General features: G+C 70.2%; 16 protein-coding genes and 1 riboswitch. Of the genes, 14 read left to right on the forward strand and 2 right to left on the reverse strand.

The annotated features are described in order from the left end of the window. Positions 1-23 precede the first annotated feature (23 nt). The 7 genes from pheS to AC3ANJ_RS06975 all read left to right on the forward strand — a co-directional run bounded on the left by pheS (position 24) and on the right by AC3ANJ_RS06975 (position 9,039). Positions 24-1,064, forward strand: a complete 1,041-nt coding sequence (gene pheS / locus AC3ANJ_RS06945) for a phenylalanine--tRNA ligase subunit alpha (RefSeq protein ID WP_488318840.1) — start codon at positions 24-26, stop codon at positions 1,062-1,064. Then, complete coding sequence (gene pheT / locus AC3ANJ_RS06950) at positions 1,064-3,565, forward strand: phenylalanine--tRNA ligase subunit beta (protein WP_488318841.1); 2,502 nt, start codon at positions 1,064-1,066, stop codon at positions 3,563-3,565. Before pheS ends, pheT begins: the two co-directional genes overlap by 1 nt. Positions 3,566-3,678: 113 nt before the next feature. Continuing rightward, the gene (locus tag AC3ANJ_RS06955; RefSeq protein ID WP_488318842.1) at positions 3,679-4,842 is read left to right on the forward strand and encodes a glycoside hydrolase family 3 N-terminal domain-containing protein; all 1,164 of its coding nucleotides are present in this window, start codon (positions 3,679-3,681) and stop codon (positions 4,840-4,842) included. Positions 4,843-4,895: 53 nt separating this feature from the next. After that, positions 4,896-5,489 carry a pyridoxine/pyridoxamine 5'-phosphate oxidase gene (locus AC3ANJ_RS06960; RefSeq protein WP_488318843.1) on the forward strand — a complete coding sequence of 198 codons (594 nt, stop codon included), beginning with the start codon at positions 4,896-4,898 and terminating at the stop codon, positions 5,487-5,489. Next, positions 5,486-5,926 carry a cupin domain-containing protein gene (locus AC3ANJ_RS06965; protein ID WP_488318844.1) on the forward strand — a complete coding sequence of 147 codons (441 nt, stop codon included), beginning with the start codon at positions 5,486-5,488 and terminating at the stop codon, positions 5,924-5,926. Before AC3ANJ_RS06960 ends, AC3ANJ_RS06965 begins: the two co-directional genes overlap by 4 nt. 20 nt (positions 5,927-5,946) lie before the next feature. Then, positions 5,947-6,040, forward strand: a riboswitch (TPP riboswitch). Further along, complete coding sequence (thiM, locus tag AC3ANJ_RS06970; RefSeq protein ID WP_488318845.1) at positions 6,032-6,880, forward strand: hydroxyethylthiazole kinase; 849 nt, start codon at positions 6,032-6,034, stop codon at positions 6,878-6,880. It overlaps the preceding riboswitch by 9 nt. Next, the gene (locus tag AC3ANJ_RS06975; protein WP_488318846.1) at positions 6,877-9,039 is read left to right on the forward strand and encodes a bifunctional hydroxymethylpyrimidine kinase/phosphomethylpyrimidine kinase; all 2,163 of its coding nucleotides are present in this window, start codon (positions 6,877-6,879) and stop codon (positions 9,037-9,039) included. Before thiM ends, AC3ANJ_RS06975 begins: the two co-directional genes overlap by 4 nt. 9 nt (positions 9,040-9,048) lie before the next feature. On the opposite strand, the gene AC3ANJ_RS06980 is transcribed toward AC3ANJ_RS06975, so the two are convergent. Further along, positions 9,049-10,404, reverse strand: a complete 1,356-nt coding sequence (locus AC3ANJ_RS06980; protein WP_488318847.1) for an ABC transporter permease family protein — start codon at positions 10,402-10,404, stop codon at positions 9,049-9,051. After that, positions 10,401-11,159 (reverse strand): ABC transporter ATP-binding protein, encoded by a 759-nt coding sequence (locus AC3ANJ_RS06985; RefSeq protein WP_488318848.1) that lies wholly within the window; start codon positions 11,157-11,159, stop codon positions 10,401-10,403. Before AC3ANJ_RS06985 ends, AC3ANJ_RS06980 begins: the two co-directional genes overlap by 4 nt. Before the next feature lie 124 nt (positions 11,160-11,283). Between AC3ANJ_RS06985 and AC3ANJ_RS06990 the strand changes: the two genes are divergently transcribed. The 7 genes from AC3ANJ_RS06990 (at position 11,284) to argF (ending at position 18,674) form a co-directional block, all read left to right on the forward strand. Next, positions 11,284-12,549 carry a sensor histidine kinase gene (locus AC3ANJ_RS06990; protein ID WP_488318849.1) on the forward strand — a complete coding sequence of 422 codons (1,266 nt, stop codon included), beginning with the start codon at positions 11,284-11,286 and terminating at the stop codon, positions 12,547-12,549. Between the two features lie 2 nt (positions 12,550-12,551). Next, the gene (locus AC3ANJ_RS06995) at positions 12,552-13,208 is read left to right on the forward strand and encodes a response regulator (RefSeq protein WP_488319241.1); all 657 of its coding nucleotides are present in this window, start codon (positions 12,552-12,554) and stop codon (positions 13,206-13,208) included. Positions 13,209-13,431: 223 nt separating this feature from the next. Then, positions 13,432-14,475 (forward strand): N-acetyl-gamma-glutamyl-phosphate reductase, encoded by a 1,044-nt coding sequence (gene argC / locus AC3ANJ_RS07000; RefSeq protein ID WP_488318850.1) that lies wholly within the window; start codon positions 13,432-13,434, stop codon positions 14,473-14,475. Further along, positions 14,472-15,629: a bifunctional glutamate N-acetyltransferase/amino-acid acetyltransferase ArgJ gene (gene argJ / locus AC3ANJ_RS07005; RefSeq protein WP_488318851.1), complete on the forward strand. Its 1,158-nt coding sequence runs from the start codon at positions 14,472-14,474 to the stop codon at positions 15,627-15,629. Before argC ends, argJ begins: the two co-directional genes overlap by 4 nt. Continuing rightward, complete coding sequence (gene argB, locus AC3ANJ_RS07010) at positions 15,626-16,540, forward strand: acetylglutamate kinase (RefSeq protein ID WP_406245745.1); 915 nt, start codon at positions 15,626-15,628, stop codon at positions 16,538-16,540. Before argJ ends, argB begins: the two co-directional genes overlap by 4 nt. Next, entirely contained in the window at positions 16,537-17,754 is a 1,218-nt protein-coding gene (locus AC3ANJ_RS07015; protein WP_488318852.1) for an acetylornithine transaminase, read from the forward strand. The genes argB and AC3ANJ_RS07015 overlap by 4 nt, the downstream gene beginning before the upstream one ends. Continuing rightward, positions 17,751-18,674: an ornithine carbamoyltransferase gene (gene argF, locus AC3ANJ_RS07020; RefSeq protein WP_488318853.1), complete on the forward strand. Its 924-nt coding sequence runs from the start codon at positions 17,751-17,753 to the stop codon at positions 18,672-18,674. The genes AC3ANJ_RS07015 and argF overlap by 4 nt, the downstream gene beginning before the upstream one ends. Positions 18,675-18,677 lie beyond the last annotated feature (3 nt).

The raw sequence follows: 18,677 nt of genomic DNA on the forward strand, positions 1-18,677 counted from the left end.
GCGCGCCGGTAGACTCGATTCTCGTGTCAGACGTACCCGAGATCACGCCCGAGGCGGTGGAGACCGCCGTCGCAGCAGCGCTCGACGCGATCGGTGCCGCAGCCAGCACCGCAGAGCTGAAAGCCGCGCGCGCGGCGCATGTGGGGGAGGGGTCGCCGCTGGCGGTCCTCAACGCCTCGATGCGCCAGGTCGCCCCTGAGCACAAGGCGGCGTTCGGCAAGCTGGTCGGCCAGGGCCGCGGCCGGGTCACGCAGGCGCTCGCCGCCAAAGAGACCGAGCTCGCCGAGGCCGAGACCGCCGCGCGCCTCGAGGCGGAGCGCGTCGACATCACGGCGGTGTCCTCGCGCACGCGCGTCGGCGCCCGGCATCCGCTCACCCTGCTCCAGGACGAGGTGTGCGACATCTTCGTCGGCATGGGCTGGGAGATCGCGGAGGGCCCGGAGCTCGAGCACGAGTGGTTCAACTTCGACGCCCTGAACTTCGACGTCGACCACCCTGCGCGTCAGGAGCAGGACACCTTCTACGTCGACCCGACCTCGCGCCACCTCGTGATGCGCACGCACACGAGCCCTGTGCAGGTGCGCTCGATGCTCGACCGCGAGGTGCCGATCTATGTGCTGTGCCCCGGACGCGTCTACCGCACCGACGAGTTCGATGCGACGCACCTGCCGGTCTTCACCCAGTTCGAGGGCCTCGTGATCGACAAGGGCATCACGATGGCGCACCTGAAGGGCACGCTCGACCACTTCGCGCGACAGCTGTTCGGGCCGGAGGCGAAGACGCGCTTCCGCACCAACTACTTCCCGTTCACCGAGCCATCCGCCGAGCTGGATCTGTGGCACCCGACCTTCAAGGGCGGCGCGCGCTGGATCGAGTGGGGCGGCTGCGGCATGGTCAACCCGAATGTGCTGCGCGCCGCCGGCATCGACCCCGAGGAGTACAGCGGGTTCGCGTTCGGGATGGGGATCGAGCGGGGCCTGATGTTCCGCAGCGATGTGAAGGACATGCGCGACATGGCCGAGGGCGATGTCCGCTTCAGCGAGCAGTTCGGGATGGTGGTGTGATGCGCGTCCCGCTTTCGTGGTTGCGTGAATACGTGGATCTGGCAGCGGATGCCACGCCTGAGGACGTCTTCGCGGCGCTCGTGGCCGTCGGCTTCGAGGAGGAGGAGATCCACCGATTCGAGATCTCCGGCCCCGTCGTCGTCGGACAGGTCCTCTCGTTCGAAGAGGAGCCGCAGACCAACGGCAAGACGATCCGGTGGTGCCAGGTCGACGTCGGCGAGGCGAACGGGGGCGTCCGCGGAATCGTCTGCGGTGCCGGCAACTTCGCGGTCGGCGACAAGGTCGTCGTCACCCTGCCCGGCGCCGTGCTCCCCGGTCCGTTCCCGATCGCGGCGCGCAAGACCTACGGCCACGTCTCCGACGGCATGATCGCCTCGGCGCGCGAGCTGGGTCTGGGCGACGAGCACAACGGCATCCTGGTCCTGTCCACGCTCGGTCTCGACCCAGAGGTCGGCGTCGACGCCCTCGCCCTGCTGGGGCTGGACGATGTCGCCGTCGAGATCAACGTCACCCCGGACCGCGGGTACGCGTTCTCGCTCCGAGGCGTCGCGCGCGAGTACGCGCACGCCACCGGGGCCGACTTCCGCGACCCGGCCGAGCACGAGTGGGACGAGGTCGCTCCAGGCACCGGGTTCCCGCTCGCCGTCACCGCCGAGCCGCTGCGCGAGGCTCCGGCCGTGCAGGAATTCGTCGTGCGCGTCGTCCGCGACGTCGACCCGACGCGTCCGACCCCGCCGTGGATGGTGTCGCGCCTGGCTCTCGCCGGCATCCGCTCGCTGGGCGTGCTGATCGACATCACCAACTACGTCATGCTCGAGCTGGGCAACCCGATCCACGGCTACGACCTGGACAAACTGTCCGGCGGCATCACGGTCCGCCGTGCGCAGCAGGGCGAGAAGATGACGACCCTGGACGGCCAGGAGCGCGTTCTTCACGTCGAGGATCTGCTCATCACCGACGACTCGGGGCCGATCGGACTCGCCGGTGTCATGGGTGGCGGAACGACCGAGATGTCGGACGAGACGCGCAACGTGCTCATCGAAGCAGCCAACTTCGACTCGGTGTCGATCGCCCGCACCGCGCGCCGGCACAAGCTGCCCAGCGAGGCGTCCAAGCGCTTCGAGCGCGGTGTCGACCCGTTGATCCCGTTCGTCGCCGCGCGTCGGGTCGCCGACCTCATGGTCGAGCTGGCCGGCGGCACGCTGGACGAGGTCGGCGGGGCGCTGTACTCCGAGTTCGAGATCGCGGGCATCGAACTGCCGGCCGAGTTCGTACCGGGCCTGATCGGTGTGGACTACGAGGATGCCGAGATCATCGATGCCCTCGAGACGATCGGCGCCGAGGTCACCGAGACCTCGGACGGCTGGTTCGTCATCCCGCCGAGCTGGCGGCCCGATCTCACCGACAAATGGACGCTTGCCGAGGAGGTCGCCCGTATCCACGGCCTCGACCGCATCCCCTCGGTGCTGCCGACACCACCATCAGGTCGTGGCCTGACGGTGATGCAGCAGGGACGACGCCGTGTCGCGAACGCGCTGGCCGCCGCCGGCCTCGTCGAGGCTCCCGCGTTCCCGTTCACCACCGAGGCGCACAACGACCTGCACGGTTCGGCGACGGGGGAGTACCTCCCCAGCATCCGCCTGGCCAATCCTCTCGACGGACAGGCTCCGTTCCTGCGTCGCTCGCTGATCCCCGGTCTCCTGCAGACGGCGCACCGCAACATCGCACGGGGGATGACCGACGTGGCGATCTTCGAGGCGGGCGTCGTGTTCCTCCCCGAGGCGGGCGTCGTCTACGGCACCGATACGGTGCCGCCGCTGGGCGAGCGTCCGTCGGATGAGAAGCTCGCCGAGCTGAACGCGTCGATTCCGCCGCAGCGACGTCACGTCGCCGCGCTGTTCGCCGGCAACGTCACGCCGCGCCAGCCCGGTCGTGCCGCCGAGGCCTACGGCCTCAGCGAAGCGCTGGACGCCGTACAGGTGATCGCCTCCGCCGCGGGTGTCGAGATCGATGTCGTCCAGGGGCAGCGTGCTGCGCTGCACCCCGGACGCACCGGCGTTCTGAGCGTGCGAGGCGCTGAGGTCGGCTACGTCGGCGAACTGCACCCTGAGGTGTCGTCCGACGCGGACCTCCCCGGACGCGCCGTCGTGCTCGAGTTGGATCTCGACGGCATCCTGGAGCTCGCGGGGACCGGTGTCGTCGCGGAGAGCCTGTCGACCTTCCCGGCGGCCACGCAGGACGTGTCGCTGGTCGTGCCGGCGGCCCTGGCGGCCGGAGACCTGCGCGAGGCGCTCGTCGAGGGTGCGGGAGAACTCCTCGAATCCCTGCGGCTCGTCGACGACTATCGCGGTGAGGGGCTCCCGGACGGTTCGAAGAGCCTGACCTTCGCGCTCCGCTTCCGCGCGCCGGACCGGACGCTGACCGCGGCCGAGGCGACGGAGGCGAAGCTCGCCGGCGTTGCCGTCGCCGCAGAGCGCTTCGGAGCGACGCTGCGGGAGTGACCCACCTCGCCGTGTGGAGAGCGCGCCGCACTCGTTCGTTCGGCGTGCCATCCCTCGTTCGTTGAGCGAGGACGGCGGAGCCGCCCGAGCGAGGAGTGCGTCAGGATGGATGCATGACGATCTCACCGCGGCGCTTCGTGACCGCAGCGGTGCTCGTATCGCTGGGCTTCGGCCTCGCGGCATGCGCGCCGGCCGCAGCGCCCACGCCGGAGAGCGCGTCGTCCGCACCGGTCGCGACGCCGTCGCTCACTCCGTCGCCGACCCCGAAGACAGGCCTCGAGCTGGCGGCCGAACGCGTCGCCGAGATGCCCCTCCGAGAGCAGGCGGCGCTCGTCGTCATGGGCTACGCCGACGGGACGGATCCGGCTGCTCTTGCGGCCTATGTCTCCGGTGGACCGCGCGGGCTGATCCTGATGGGGGACAACATCCCCGCCTCGCCGGAGCAGTTGCGCGCCCTGACGGATGCCGTGCACGCGGCGTCGCCGGACGCGCTCATCGCGACGGACGAGGAGGGCGGCGACGTCGCCCGCCTGCCGTGGGATGACCTTCCGTCCGCTCGGACTCTGAAGAACGAGGATCCGGCGGCGGCGCAGGCCGCGTTCGCGGCGCGCGCTCAGCTGCTCGACCAGGGCGGGATCGACATCAACTTCGGGGTCGTGGCCGACGTGCCGCGCTCCGACGGCTCGTTCATCTACGGCAGGTCGTACGGCACGGATCCGCGGGCCGTGGCCGAGCCGGTCGCCGCAGTCGTGACCGGCGAGAAGGGACAGGTCGCGACGACGCTCAAGCACTTCCCCGGACACGGCGCGGCGGAGGGCGATTCGCACCACGCCATCCCCACGACCGACCTGAACCTCGACGAATGGCGCGCTTTCGACGCTCTGCCGTTCCAGGCCGGCATCGATGCGGGTGCCGAGCTCGTCATGATGGGCCACCTGAGGTTCACGGCGCTGTCGGAGCTGCCAGCGACGCTGTCACCGGAGTGGTACGCGATCCTTCGCGACGAACTCGGGTTCGGCGGCGTCGCCGTCACCGATGACCTCGGGATGCTGCTGTCCTCCGGGGATTCGGCCTACGCGGATCCGGTGGCCAACGCGGTCATGGCCGTCGATGCGGGTGCGGACCTGGTGCTGACGATCGCGGGGTCGACGCCGGAAACCGCCGGACAGATCATCGATGCGCTGGCCGCGCGGGCGGAGTCGGACCCGGCATTCGCACGGCGACTTGCCGAGGCTGCGACCAGGGTGGCGGCGCTCGCCGCGGCGCTGAATTCCTGAGGCTCCAGATCGGAGACGGCCCGGCGAGCGGGAAGAGCCGCCAGGATGGTCGTATGACGACTTCTTCGGCCGAGTGGTTGCGCTCTCAATCGACGCTCGTCGGTACGCCGCCCGCGCTGGACCTCGCCGCCCTGCCCGACGATCCCGAATCGCTCTTCCTCGACTGGATCACTGCTGCGAGCGAGTCCGGCGTCCCTGAGCCGCTCGCCATGACCCTCGCGACGATCGGAGCAGACGGCGTCCCCGACGCGCGGACGCTGATCATCAAGGACGTCGACAGCCGGGGCTGGGCCTTCGCCGGTCCGCGGGCGTCGCGCAAGGGCGAGCAGCTGTCCGCACACCCCGCGGCCGCCCTGAACTTCTGGTGGCAGCCGGTGATGCGCGCGGTCCGCGTACGCGGATCCGTCGTCGAGGCGGACGCGGCCGAGAGCGCCGCGGACCTCGCCGCGCGGCCGGCACCGGCGCGCACAGGCATGCAGCCCGGCGACTGGGTGCTCTGGCGCGTCATCCCCGATCGCGTCGAGTTCTGGCAGGGAGCCGTCGACCGCCGACACATCCGTGTCGTGTACGAGCGGTCAACCGGCACCTGGACGCAGCGCACCACCGCGGACACCGAGAATCCGCCGAACCGAGAGGACAGCGCATGAGCGATTACGAGGTCATCAGCATCGGAGCGCCGGACGCCTGGCGCGAGCATTTCGGCGGTTTCGATCCGTCGCGCTCACGCGACGGGCGCCGCGTCGTCGACCACGAGCTGGCGATGCAGTACATCGGGATGACCGCCAACGCTCTGCTGCCCGGGGAGGAAGCCGGGTACTGGCACACCCATTCGCACGTGGAGGAGCTGTACGTGTTCCTCGCAGGCCGCGGACAGATGGGCCTGGATGACGTCGTCGTCGAGGTCGAGGCGGGCACGGTCATCCGCGTCGGCCAGAATGTCTGGCGCACGTGGCGTGCGCGGCCGGACAGCGACGGTGAGCTGCGCTGGCTGTGCATCCGCGCCGGCGGCGAGCAGCTCCCGCATCTGCCGGACGACGCCACCCGCGCTCCAGACCGGCCGATGCCGTGGACGAACGGCGTCTGATCCAGGGCACTAGACTGCGAGGCAGTGACACGGGGTGCCGCGACCGCGGCTGAGAACAGACCCGTCGAACCTGATCTAGTTCGTACTAGCGAAGGGATGTCGCGCATGAGCGATCTTCTGCGTCCGGTTTCCGATACCGACCTCGCCTCCGAGGCCGCCACCCTCCTGGAGGAGCTGCGCGCAGCACCTCCGCTGACCCACTGCATCACCAACACGGTGGTGACCGGCTTCACCGCCAATGTCCTGCTCGCCCTCGGTGCGGCGCCGGCGATGGTCGACATCGTCGGCGAGTCCGAGATGTTCGCGTCCGTCGCGTCGGGCGTGCTGATCAATCTCGGCACCCCGACCCCCGAGCAGCGCGCGGCGAGTCGTGAGGCGGTCGCCGGCGCCGCCGCGGCCGGCACGCCGTGGGTGCTCGACCCCGTCGCGATCGGGGTGCTGCCGGTGCGCACCGCGCTCGCGCAGGAGCTCGCCGCGCAGCGCCCCACCGCGATCCGGGGGAACGCTTCGGAGATCCTCGCTCTGGCCGGCGCGGGTACCGGCGGTCGAGGCGTCGACGCCACCGACGCCACGGATGCCGCCGTCGACGCGGCGTTCGCGCTCGCGCAGCGCCACGGCAGCGTCGTCGCGGTCTCCGGTCCGGTGGATCTCATCACCGATGGCGAACGGATCATCCGCATCGCGAACGGCGACGAGATGCTCACCCGTGTCACCGGCGGAGGCTGCGCCCTCGGAGCCGTCATGGCGGCGTTCCTCGGGACCGCGCGTGGGACGGGCACGGATGCGGTGACGGCGGTCGCCGCGGCGAGTCTGGTCTACACGATCGCGGCCGAACGGGCGGCATCCGTCTCCGCCGGCCCCGGAAGCTTCGCCGTGGCGCTGCTGGATGCACTGGCCGCCATCCGCCCCGGCGATCTCGCCGCCGCCGCGCGCATCGAGGAGGGGACCCGATGACCGCGGATCTCTCGCTCTACCTCGTCACCGATGCGGCGCTGTGCGGCGCCCGTGGTGTCGTCGAGACGGTCAGGCAGGCCGTGGACGGCGGTGTGCGCATCGTCCAGCTCCGTGACAAGGCGGCGACGGATGCCGAGACCACCGCCCAGCTCGTCGAACTGTCGCGCGTGATCGACGGACGCGCCCTGCTCGTCGTCGACGACCGGCTCGATGCGGCGCTCGCCGCGCGGGCGCAGGGCGCACGCGTGGACGGTGTGCACCTCGGTCAGGATGACGCATCCGTGCTTCGTGCCCGTGAGCTGCTCGGCCCGGATGCGCTGATCGGTCTGACCGCGAACACCCCTGCGCACCTGGACGCCGTGCTCGCACTGCCCGACGGAACGGTGGACTACCTGGGCGTCGGCGTGATCCGCCCGACCAGCACGAAGCCCGATCACCCGCCGGCACTCGGTATCGACGGCTTCCGGACCTTCGCCGCGGCGAGCCCGCTTCCCTGCGTGGCGATCGGCGGCGTCGGCCTCGACGACGCCGCCCAGCTCAGGGATGCCGGGGCCGCCGGCGCGGCAGTCGTGTCCGCGCTGTGCGCCGCCGATGATCCGCGTGCCGCCGCCGCGGAATTCGTGAGTCGATGGCGCGCCAGGTCGACGCCTCGGGTTCTCAGCATCGCGGGCAGCGACCCGTCCGGTGGCGCCGGCATCCAGGCGGACCTGAAGTCAATCGCCGCGAACGGCGGCTACGGGATGGCGGTCGTCACCGCACTGACCGCGCAGAACACCAGGGGAGTGCGCGCCGTGCATGTGCCCCCGACCGTGTTCCTGCAGGCGCAGCTCGAAGCGATCTCCGACGACATCGTGATCGATGCGGTGAAGATCGGGATGCTGGCGAACGCGGACGTGATCCGCACCGTGACCGCGTGGCTCGACGTCGAGCGTCCGCCGATCGTCGTCGTTGACCCGGTGATGGTGGCCACGAGCGGCGATCGCCTGCTCGATGCGGACGCCGAGGATGCATTGCGCGCGCTGCTGACGCGGGCCCATGTCGTGACGCCGAATCTCGCCGAGCTCGCGGTGCTGGCAGGACACGCGATCGACGGCTGGACCGGCGCGCTCGCCGCAGCCGAGGCGCTGTCGGAGCAGATCGGGGCCGCGGTGCTCGTGAAGGGCGGGCACCTCTCGGGTGACGACGCGCCGGACGCCCTCGTGGATGCGGCGCAGCGCACGCGGCACGAGTTCGCCGGCACGCGCATCGCGACGGCGAACACGCATGGCACCGGATGCTCGCTGTCGTCGGCGATCGCCACGCGCCTCGCTCGCGGGGACGACCCCGAGCAGGCGGTCGCGGCCGCTCGCGCCTGGCTGCGCGAATCCCTTCGGGCCGGCGACGGGCTGCGCGTCGGAGGCGGGCACGGTCCGATCAGTCACTTCGCCGGGCTGTGGGACAGAGGCGGCCTCGACACCCGTCCGTCGGCGACCGAGATCGCCGACGACTGGTGGGACCGCATCCGCGGCATCCGCGACGGCATCGACGAACTCGCGTTCATCCGCGAGCTGGCCGCGGGCACGCTGGAGCGCGAGCCGTTCGTGTTCTACCTCGGTCAGGATGCGCTGTACCTCCGCGAATACGCCCGGGTCCTCGCCGAGGCGGCGCGGCTCGCGCCGACGTCGGGGGAGCAGGCGTTCTGGGCAGGCGGTGCGCATGGCTCGATCGTCGGCGAGCTCGAACTGCATGCGTCGTGGTTGACGCCGGAGCACGGCGTGACGTCCGGCACGTTCCGTGCCGAGCCGTCCGCGACGACGACCGCGTATCTGGACCACCTGCGCTCGACCGCGTTCGGCGGCGACTACGCCGAGCTGATCGCCGCGATCCTGCCGTGCTTCTGGCTGTACACGGACCTGGGCAGGCGCCTGCACGCGGGGGAGTTCGGCGAACACGCGCGCGACCCGCGGCATCCGTACGCCTCCTGGCTCACGACGTACGCGGATCCCGCCTTCGAGGAGGCGACGGCGCGAGCGATCGCGTACGTCACGCAGGCGGCCGCGGCAGCGGACGGCGGCACGAGACGGCGGATGTTCCGCGCGTTCGAGCGATCCAGCGCCCTGGAACTCGCCTTCTTCGCGGCTCCTCTGGAGGATGCCGCGAGCATGTCGCAGCCTGCATGATCGCCTGATTCACTCCACGGAGAGACGCTGGGCGAGGGGCTCTCGCAGACGGGCGACCGTGGGAACGACCGTCGCGGATGCCGTCAGCACGAGTCCGAACGCGACCAGGACGGCGGCGGCGCCGACGTCGAAGACCGGAACGGCCGGAAGGAAGCGGTTCAGCGCCGCCCCGGTGATCAGGGCGGTGCCGACGATGACCAGGCTCGCCAGCAGTGCGGCCGTCACGACGTGGATCGCGGCCTGCCACAGTGCGGCCGCGACCACGACGCCGCGCGTCGCACCGCTGGCGCGCAGCAGCGATTGCTCGGCTCCCTGCGTCCGGTTGCTCATGAACAGCACGACGGCGGCACCCACTGCGCCGAGCGCCACCGGTCCGCCGATCAGGAGCATCACCTGCAGGATGCCGAGGTCGAAGTTCCCCGGCAGCCCTGCCGCCGACATGGCAGTCCCGGTCGTCGCTGCCATCGTCATCATGCCGCCGAGCAGCGCCGCTCCGACGAAGAGCGGCGTGACCGAGGCCGTGCTGCGTCCGAGGTGATAGCGCGCCTGATTCCGGGCGAGGAACCAGGTGGTCGAGCTGCGCGGCGGGATCAGCGATGTCCACGCGCGCAGGATCATCGGTGACAGCACCGGTCCGATGGCGGCGATGATGGCGGTGAGGTAGGCGGGCAGCAACGGGAACTGCGAGATCGCGGTGCTGCGGTCGTCCGCGCGGAAGGGGGCCAGCGCACCGCCGACTCCGGCCGCGAGCAGAACCGCAGCGAACACCAGCCAACGCCACCACCGCATCCGCTGGGATTCGACGTCGGGTTCGCGCAGCGCACTGAGCGGAGGCGTGCGGCCGGCGGACACGGCCGAACGCACGCCGCCGAGCATCGTGACGGCGACGGTCAGCGGCACCACGATCGCGGCGGTGAGTGCTCCAGGACGAATCGTCGCACTCGACCACCAGCTGGAATCGTGCGCGAAGACGGCATGCAGGAACGCCGGTGCGAACGGGATCGAGATCGCGAAGCCGAGGCCACCGGCAAGCGCGGCGGCACAGGCGAGCTGGACGAGGATGACGACGGATGTCTGCCGCGGACTGACGCCGGAGAGCTGCCAGCGTGCGTACGTCGCGCGGTGCAGGTCGACGGCGAGCCGCGCGACGGCGGCGACCACGATCGCGCCGGCGGGGATGTCGAGGAGCAGCAGGATCGAGAGGAAGCTGACCGACGCCTCCAGGATCTCGCCGCCGACGTCCAGTCCGGTCTCCAGCATCGCGATCGCGACGGCGAACGCGAGCGCTGCGATCGTCGCGACCAGGACGAGCCCGATCCACGTGGTCCACCCCCGCCTCAGCTCGGCGCGCAGCAACCGGATCACGCGGCCGCTCCGCTCGTCGTCGCGTGCAGCACATCGAGAATGCCGGCAGCGGTGGGGCGGACCAGTTCGGTGACGACCGCGCCGTCCCGGAGCACCAGCGTCCGATCGGCGCGTGCCGCGGCATCCAGATCGTGCGTGACGACGACGACGCCGCGGCCGTCCGCGGCATGCGCGCGCAGCAGATCCAGGATCTGAGCGCCCGTCGTCGTGTCGAGAGCGCCGGTCGGCTCGTCGGCGAAGACCAGGTCGGGTCGCGCGGCGAGGACCCGCGCGATCGCGACACGCTGCTGCTGTCCGCCCGACAGCTCGCCCGGCCGCTTGTCCGCGTGCCCGGTGAGTCCGACGGCGGCGAGCGCTCCTTCGACATCGGGTGCGCGGTGCCTCGCCAGGCGGGCGGGAAGAGCGACGTTCTCGCCCGCGTTCAGCGACGGGATCAGGTTGTAACTCTGGAAGACGAAGCCGAGGCGGTCCCGACGCAGCTTCGCCAGCCGGCTCTGCGAGAGCGAGTCGATGCGTGTGCCGCCGAGAGCGATCTCACCGATATCCGCCCGCTCGAGACCCGCGAGGCAGTAGAGCAGCGTGGACTTCCCGGATCCGCTCGGGCCGACGATGCTGACCATCTCGCCGGGGAGGACGTCGACATCGATGCCGCGCAGCACCGTGACGGGTGAGGACTTTCGAACGGCATAGGTCTTCGCGATGCCGCGCGCGGTGAGCAGAGGGGCGACGGGACGGTCGTCTTGCGGAGGGATCATGACGTCAGTCCATCGCCGATGGCGTCCTGGCGCACCAGACCGGACGCGGCACCGAAGGTAGACCTGACGCTACTTTCCTGCGGCAGTCGATCAGGTCCGCGGTGCACCTGCATAGGCTGAGCGAGTGCGCATCGAGACGATCTGGCAGGGGCTGATGCTGTCGCCGCCCCGGTTCCTCCTCTCGCGCTGGCCCCCTCTCGCGTTGGGCTCGGTCGTGATCACGGCTGTCCTCGGCATCGTCCTGATCCTTCCCGTCGCGGCCACCCTGGTGATCCTTCCCCTCTGGGGGATCCTGTTCGGCATCATCGAACGTCGGCGCCTGCGCATGATCGGTGTCCCTGCCCGGGGGAGCGGACACGTGCGTGTCCCGCGGGAGGAACGACACAACTGGCTCGGGGTGCGCCTCACCGAACCGACGACGTGGCGAGAAGTGGTCGCGCTGCTGCTCGGCATCCTGCTCGGACTGCTCGCGTTCTGCCTGCTCCTGGCGCAGGCGATCGCGGTCGCCCTGCCCGTCGCGCTGGCGTACACCGGCCTGACCCGGCCACCGGCCGAGGTGAACCTCTTCTTCGATGTCCGCATGACGGTCGGGGCCGACAACTGGTGGCACCCCCTGCTCTGGCTGCCGCTCGTCCTCGTCGTCGTCGCCTATGTCAACGCAGCTTTCTCCGCGCTCCACGGCGGCGTCATCGGCTGGCTCATCGCACCGCGCACAGCAGAGATCGATCGGCGCGTGGCGCAGCTGACGCGCTCCCGCGCGGCGATCGTCTCGGCGCACGAGACGGAGCGGCAGCGGATCGAACGCGATCTGCACGACGGCGTGCAGCAGGAGTTGGTCGGCATCGCCGCGCGCCTCGGCATCCTCGAATTGGAGCTCGCGAGCGGCGATGCGAAGTCGGCCGAGGACGCACTCCGCGCGGCACAGGATCAGACCGAGCGCGCGCTGGCGTCGCTGCGCTCGACCGTGCGAGGCATCCACCCCGCTGTCCTGACGGACCATGGTCTGGTGGCGGCGGTGAGTGAACTGGCAGGGCGGAGCAGCCTGCCGATGCGCGTCCGCGACCACGGTCTCCCTCGTCTCGGGCGTGCGGCGGAAGCCGCCGGGTACTTCCTCGTGACCGAGGCGTCGACCAATGCTGCCAAGCACACCGCGGCATCGAGCATTCAGGTCGATCTGGGTGCGGATCACGACGTCGCATATGTCGCCGTGTCCGATGACGGGCACGGCGGAGCGGACGCTGAGCGCGGCACAGGGCTCCAGGGGCTCGCCGGCCGCGCCGAAGCGCTCGGCGGCACGCTGTCGATATCGAGCCCGGCGGGCGGACCGACGGTGCTCCGCATGGAGCTGCCCTGCCAGACCGCACGCGCAGACGACGCAGGAACGGGGTGACGATGCGCATTCTGCTCGCCGATGATGCGACTCTGCTGCGCGAGGCGCTCAGCGCCCTGCTCCAGCGGCTCGGCCACGAGATCGTCGCCACCGCCGCCGACGCGATCGAACTGCGGACCGTGTACGCGACGCTGACCGTGCCACCGGACATCGTCGTCACCGACGTCCGCATGCCACCGGACAGAACCGACGACGGCCTGCGCGCGGCGCTGCGCATCCGGAAGCTGGCACCGACGCAGCCCGTACTGGTCCTGTCGCAGTACGTGGCCGAGCGCTATGCGCGGGATCTGCTCCTTCTCCCCGAGGCCGCGGTCGGATACCTGCTGAAGGAGCGGGTCAACCGCGTGAGCGATTTCGACCGTGCGCTCGCCGCGGTCGCCGCGGGCGGCACGGTCATCGATCCGGAGGTCACCAGGCAACTTCTGCGCAGCGATGTCGCCGGTCCGCTCGATGCCTTGACGCCGCGCGAGCGCGAGGTTCTCGAACTCATGGCCGAAGGCGCATCGAACGCCGACATCGCCGCTCGGCTGTTCCTCAGCGACGCGGCGATCCGCAAGCACATCGGGAACATCTTCGCCGGGCTCGGGCTCACCCCTGCCGACGAGAATCGCAGAGTACGGGCGATCCTCGTGTTCCTGGAAGCGCGCCGGCACGGATGACGTGTGACGCCCCGGATTTGCGCCGTCCGCACCGCGGGCGCTATCGTCGCGGCATGCCTTCGGTCGCACCCGCTTCGCTGACGCTCGTTCCGAGCGTCGCTCCGGTGCGCCGACGCCGCGGCGGCCGCCGACTCTAGGCGACCCTCGCGCTGCTGCCTGCACGGGTACGGCTGTGAGCGTCGCCGCCTCCGTCGACGACCACCCAGACCGTTAAGGTAGAACCATGACGTATACCGTCGCCGTCTCCGGCGCATCCGGCTACGCGGGCGGCGAGATCCTGCGCTTGCTGGCCGATCATCCAGACATCGAGATCCGCACCGTCACCGCGCATTCCAACGCGGGTCAGCCGCTGATCCAGCACCAGCCTCACCTGCGCTCGCTCGCTCACCTCGAACTCCAGGACACGACGCCCGAGATCCTCGCAGGGCACGACATCGTGTTCCTCGCGCTGCCGCACGGGCAGTCCGGTCAGTACACGGATGCCCTCGGCGCTGTCCCGCTCGTCATCGACGCCGGTGCCGACCACCGCCTCACGTCGAAGAGCTCCTGGGATGCGTTCTACGGCGGCGCCTTCCACGACGCGTGGACGTACGGCGTCCCCGAGCTTCTGACCGGTGGTGTCAAGCAGCGCGAGCACCTCCGCGGCGCGACCCGCATCGCAGCCCCGGGGTGCAATGCGTCGACCGTGAGCTTGAGCCTGGTCCCTGGTGTCGCCGCCGGTGTCATCGACCCGGCCGACATTGTGTCGGTCCTGGCCGTCGGCCCGTCCGGTGCAGGCAAGAGCCTGAAGACCAATCTGCTCGGCAGCGAGATCCTCGGCACCGCGAACCCGTACGCCGTCGGCGGGACGCACCGTCACATCCCCGAAATCCAGCAGGCGCTCATCGCCGGGGGCGCGGCGGACCCGCGGATCTCCTTCACACCGGTGCTGGTGCCGATGTCCCGCGGCATCCTCGCGACCTCGACGGCTCCGATCGCAGACGGCGTCACAGACGCGCAGATCCGGGATGCCTGGCAGAGCGCATACGGCGATGAGACGTTCGTGCAGCTGCTGCCCGAAGGGCAGTTCCCACGGACTGCCGATGTCCTCGGCGCCAACACCGCACTGATCGGACTCGCGATCGACCGCGCGGCGAACAGAGTGACCGTCGTGACCGCGGTCGACAATCTCGTCAAGGGCACCGCCGGTGCCGCCATCCAGTCCATGAACATCGCGCTCGGACTCCCCGAAGCCCGCGCCCTCACCGTGAATGGAGTCGCACCGTGAGCGTCACCGCACCCGCAGGATTCGAGGCGGCCGGAGTAGCCGCAGGACTGAAGTCCACCGGCAAGCCGGACGTCGCCGTCGTCGTCAACCGCGGCCCGCGCAAGGTCGGCGCTGCCGTCTTCACGAGCAACCGTGCCAAGGCCAACCCGATCATCTGGTCGCAGCAGGTCATCCAGGACCGCATCGTCGAGGCCGTGGTCCTCAACTCCGGCGGGGCGAACTGCTTCACCGGCGCGTTCGGGTTCCAGACCACGCACCAGACCGCGGAGAAGGCGGCTGAGCTGCTCGACATCGGTGCGGGGGATGTGCTGGTATGCTCCACCGGCCTCATCGGCACCGGCGACGAGGAGTTCCGCGCCAAGGTGCTCGCCGGCACCGAACAGGCGATCGCCGAGCTCTCGGCAGACGGCGGAGATGCCGCGGCCCACGCGATCATGACGACAGACACGGTGGCGAAGACCGCTGTGGTCTCCCGCGACGGCTGGACGATCGGCGGCATGGCGAAGGGCGCCGGCATGCTCGCACCCGGGCTGGCCACGATGCTGGTCGTGATCACCACGGATGCCGACCTGGAGGCGCTCGAAGCCGACACCGCGCTGCGGAGCGCCACAGGGACGACCTTCGACCGGCTCGATTCGGACGGCTGCATGTCGACCAACGACCAGGTCACGCTCCTCGCCAACGGCGCGAGCGGAGTCAAGCCCGACCTCGAGGCGTTCGCTGCCGCGCTGCGCGAGCTCTGCCAGGACCTCGCCGTCAAGCTGCAGGGCGATGCCGAAGGCGCGAGCCACGACATCACGATCCGCGTGACCAACGCGGTCAGCGAGCAGGACGCCGTCGACGTCGGACGCTCGGTGGCGCGCAACAACCTCTTCAAGGCCGCGATCTTCGGCAATGACCCGAATTGGGGCCGCGTGCTCGCGGCGATCGGCACGACGAGCGCGCAGTTCGACCCGTACGACGTCGACGTGTGGATGAACGGCGTGCGCGTGTGCACGGAAGGCGGCCCCGACCGGCCACGTGAGGACGTCGACCTCGCGCCCCGCGCGACGGACGTGCTCATCGACCTCAAGGTCGGCGACGCCGAGGCGACGATCCTCACCAACGACCTCACGCACGACTACGTCCACGAGAACAGCGCGTACTCCTCATGACGGACATACAGGACACCACACCGGACATCGCGGCAGAGAAGGCATCGACCCTCATCGAGTCGCTGCCGTGGCTGAAGAAGTTCCGCGACCAGATCGTCGTCGTCAAGTACGGCGGCAACGCCATGGTCTCCGACGAGCTGCAGGATGCCTTCGCGCAGGACATCGCCTACCTCCGCTACGTCGGCGTGCTGCCGGTCGTCGTGCACGGCGGCGGACCGCAGATCTCCCACATGCTGGACCGGCTCGAGATCCCGAGCGAGTTCAAGGGCGGTTACCGGGTCACGAACACCGAGGCGATCAGTGTCGTCCGGATGGTGCTGACCGGTCAGGTGAACCCGCAGCTGGTGGGCAGGATCAATTCGCACGGTCCGATCGCGACCGGCCTGAGCGGTGAGGACGCCGGTCTCTTCGGCGGACGGCGCCGCGGGGTCGTCATCGACGGCGAGGAGGTGGATCTCGGCCGGGTCGGCGATGTCGTCCAGGTCGACCCGACTCCCGTCCTCGATCACCTGGCCGCCGGGCGCGTCCCGGTGGTCTCGAGCATCGCGCCGGACCTCGATCATCCTGGCCAGTCGCTGAACGTCAATGCGGATGCCGCGGCATCCGCCCTCGCGACAGCACTCGGAGCGCGCAAGCTGGTCATCCTCACGGACGTGCCCGGGCTGTACGCCGATTGGCCGAACCGGGACTCGCTGGTGTCGCACATCACCTCGGCGGATCTCATCGACATGCTGCCGACGCTGGAATCCGGCATGATCCCGAAGATGCGGGCCTGTCTGGACGCCGTGGAGAACGGCGTGGACGCCGCAGCCATCATCGACGGACGGGTGCCGCACTCGGTGCTCGTCGAACTTTTCACAAGCAAGGGCATCGGGACCGAAGTGGTCGCCGGAGAGAGGACGAAGGCATGACCGTCTGGCAGGAGAACGCCGCACGCGATCTGGTGCTCAACGCGGGGGACCGGCTGGCGCTGCTCACGCGCGGCGAGGGCTCGTACCTGTACGACGGCGACGAGAAGCGATACCTCGACTTCCTCGCCGGCATCGCCGTGACATCGCTCGGCCATGCGCACCCGGTGTTCGTCGAGGCCGTGTCGCGCCAGGCCGCGACGCTCGCACACGTGTCGAACTACTTCGCGACCCCGCCTCAGCTGGCGCTCGCCGCCCGGCTGAAGCGCCTCGCCGGAGCCGGAATCGACGGTCGCGTGTTCTTCTCGAACTCCGGTGCCGAGGCGAACGAAGCCGCGTTCAAGCTCGCCCGCCTGCACGGCGGTGCCGAGCGCCCGCGGATCATCGCGCTCGAGAACGCCTTCCACGGACGCACCATGGGGTCGCTGGCGATGACCGCGAAGGCGGCCATGCGCGCTCCCTTCGAGCCGATGCCCGGCGGCGTGGAGCACATCCCTGCCACGATCGAGGCGCTCGAGGCCGCGATCGACGACCGGGTCGCGGCCGTCATCGTCGAGCCGATCCAGGGCGAAGCCGGCGTCGTCGAGCTCCCGGACGGGTACCTCGCCGCCGCTCGTTCACTGACCCTCAAGCACGGCGCTCTGCTGATCGTGGACGAGATCCAGACCGGAGCCGGCCGCACCGGCGCCTGGTTCGGGTTCAGCCACGAGGGCATCACCCCCGACGCCATCACGCTGGCCAAGGGCATCGGCGGCGGCTTCCCGATCGGGGCGCTCGTGACGTTCGGTGCCGCGAGCTCGCTGTTCACGCCCGGATCCCACGGCTCGACGTTCGGCGGAAATCCGCTGGCAACGGCCGTGGCGGATGCCGTGCTCGCCGAGATCGAGCGCGCCGGTCTCGTCGACAACGCCGCGGTGCGCGGCGTGCAGCTGCGCACGGCCATCGACGCGATCGATTCGCCGCTGGTCGACGGCACCCGCGGCAAGGGCCTGCTGATCGGCGTCGCGCTGAGTGCGCCGCTGGCCGGAGCCGTCGTTGCGGCGGCACAGGAGCGCGGGCTGATCATCAACGCCGCGAACCCCGAGACCGTCCGCATCGCACCGGCGCTGACGATCGGGGATGCCGAGATCGAGGAATTCCAGACGCTGTTCGCAGCCTCGCTCGCCGATGTGCAGGCGTCGCTCGCGGCATCCGAAACCGAAAGTGCTTCCGCATGACCCGCCACCTGCTGCGCGATGACGACCTGACCCCGGCCGAGCAGGCCGAGATCCTCGATCTCGCCGTCGAGTTGAAGAAGGACCGCTGGGCCGACAAGTCGCTCGCCGGTCCGCAGACCGTGGCCGTGATCTTCGACAAGTCGTCCACCCGCACGCGCGTGTCGTTCGCGGTCGGCATCGCCGATCTCGGCGGATCGCCGCTGATCATCACGACCGCCAGCAGCCAGCTCGGCGGCAAGGAGACCCCGTCGGACACCGCACGGGTGCTCGAGCGCCAGGTCGCGGCGATCGTGTGGCGCACCTACGCGCAGGCCGGGCTGGAGGAGATGGCCGCCGGGACGCGCGTGCCGGTCGTCAACGCCCTTTCCGACGACTTCCACCCGTGTCAGCTGCTGGCCGACCTCCTCACGATCCGCGAGCACAAGGGCGAGCTGAAGGGGCTGACGCTGACGTTCTTCGGCGACGGACAGAGCAACATGGCGCACTCCTACGCGCTGGCCTGCGTCACGGCCGGAATGCACGTGCGCATCGCGTCTCCCGCCGAGTACGCGCCACGGGCCGATGTCATCGAGGCCGCCGATCGGCGCGCCGCGGAGACCGGCGGTTCGATCGCGCTCTACACCGACCCCAACGAGGCCGCGGCCGGCGCGGATGTCGTCGTCACCGACACCTGGGTCTCGATGGGCAAGGAGGAGGAGAAGCTCGCGCGCATCCGCGACCTCGGCGGCTACAAGGTCACCACCGAGACGATGCAGATCGCGGATCCGAACGCGATCTTCATCCACTGCCTCCCGGCCGACCGCGGCTACGAAGTCGACTCCGAAGTGATCGACGGCCCGCAGAGCGTCGTGTGGGATGAAGCCGAGAATCGGCTCCATGCCCAGAAGGCGCTGCTGGTCTGGCTGCTGCGTCAGGGCTGAGCC

This window comes from Microbacterium sp. STRO-1N (assembly GCF_057748015.1).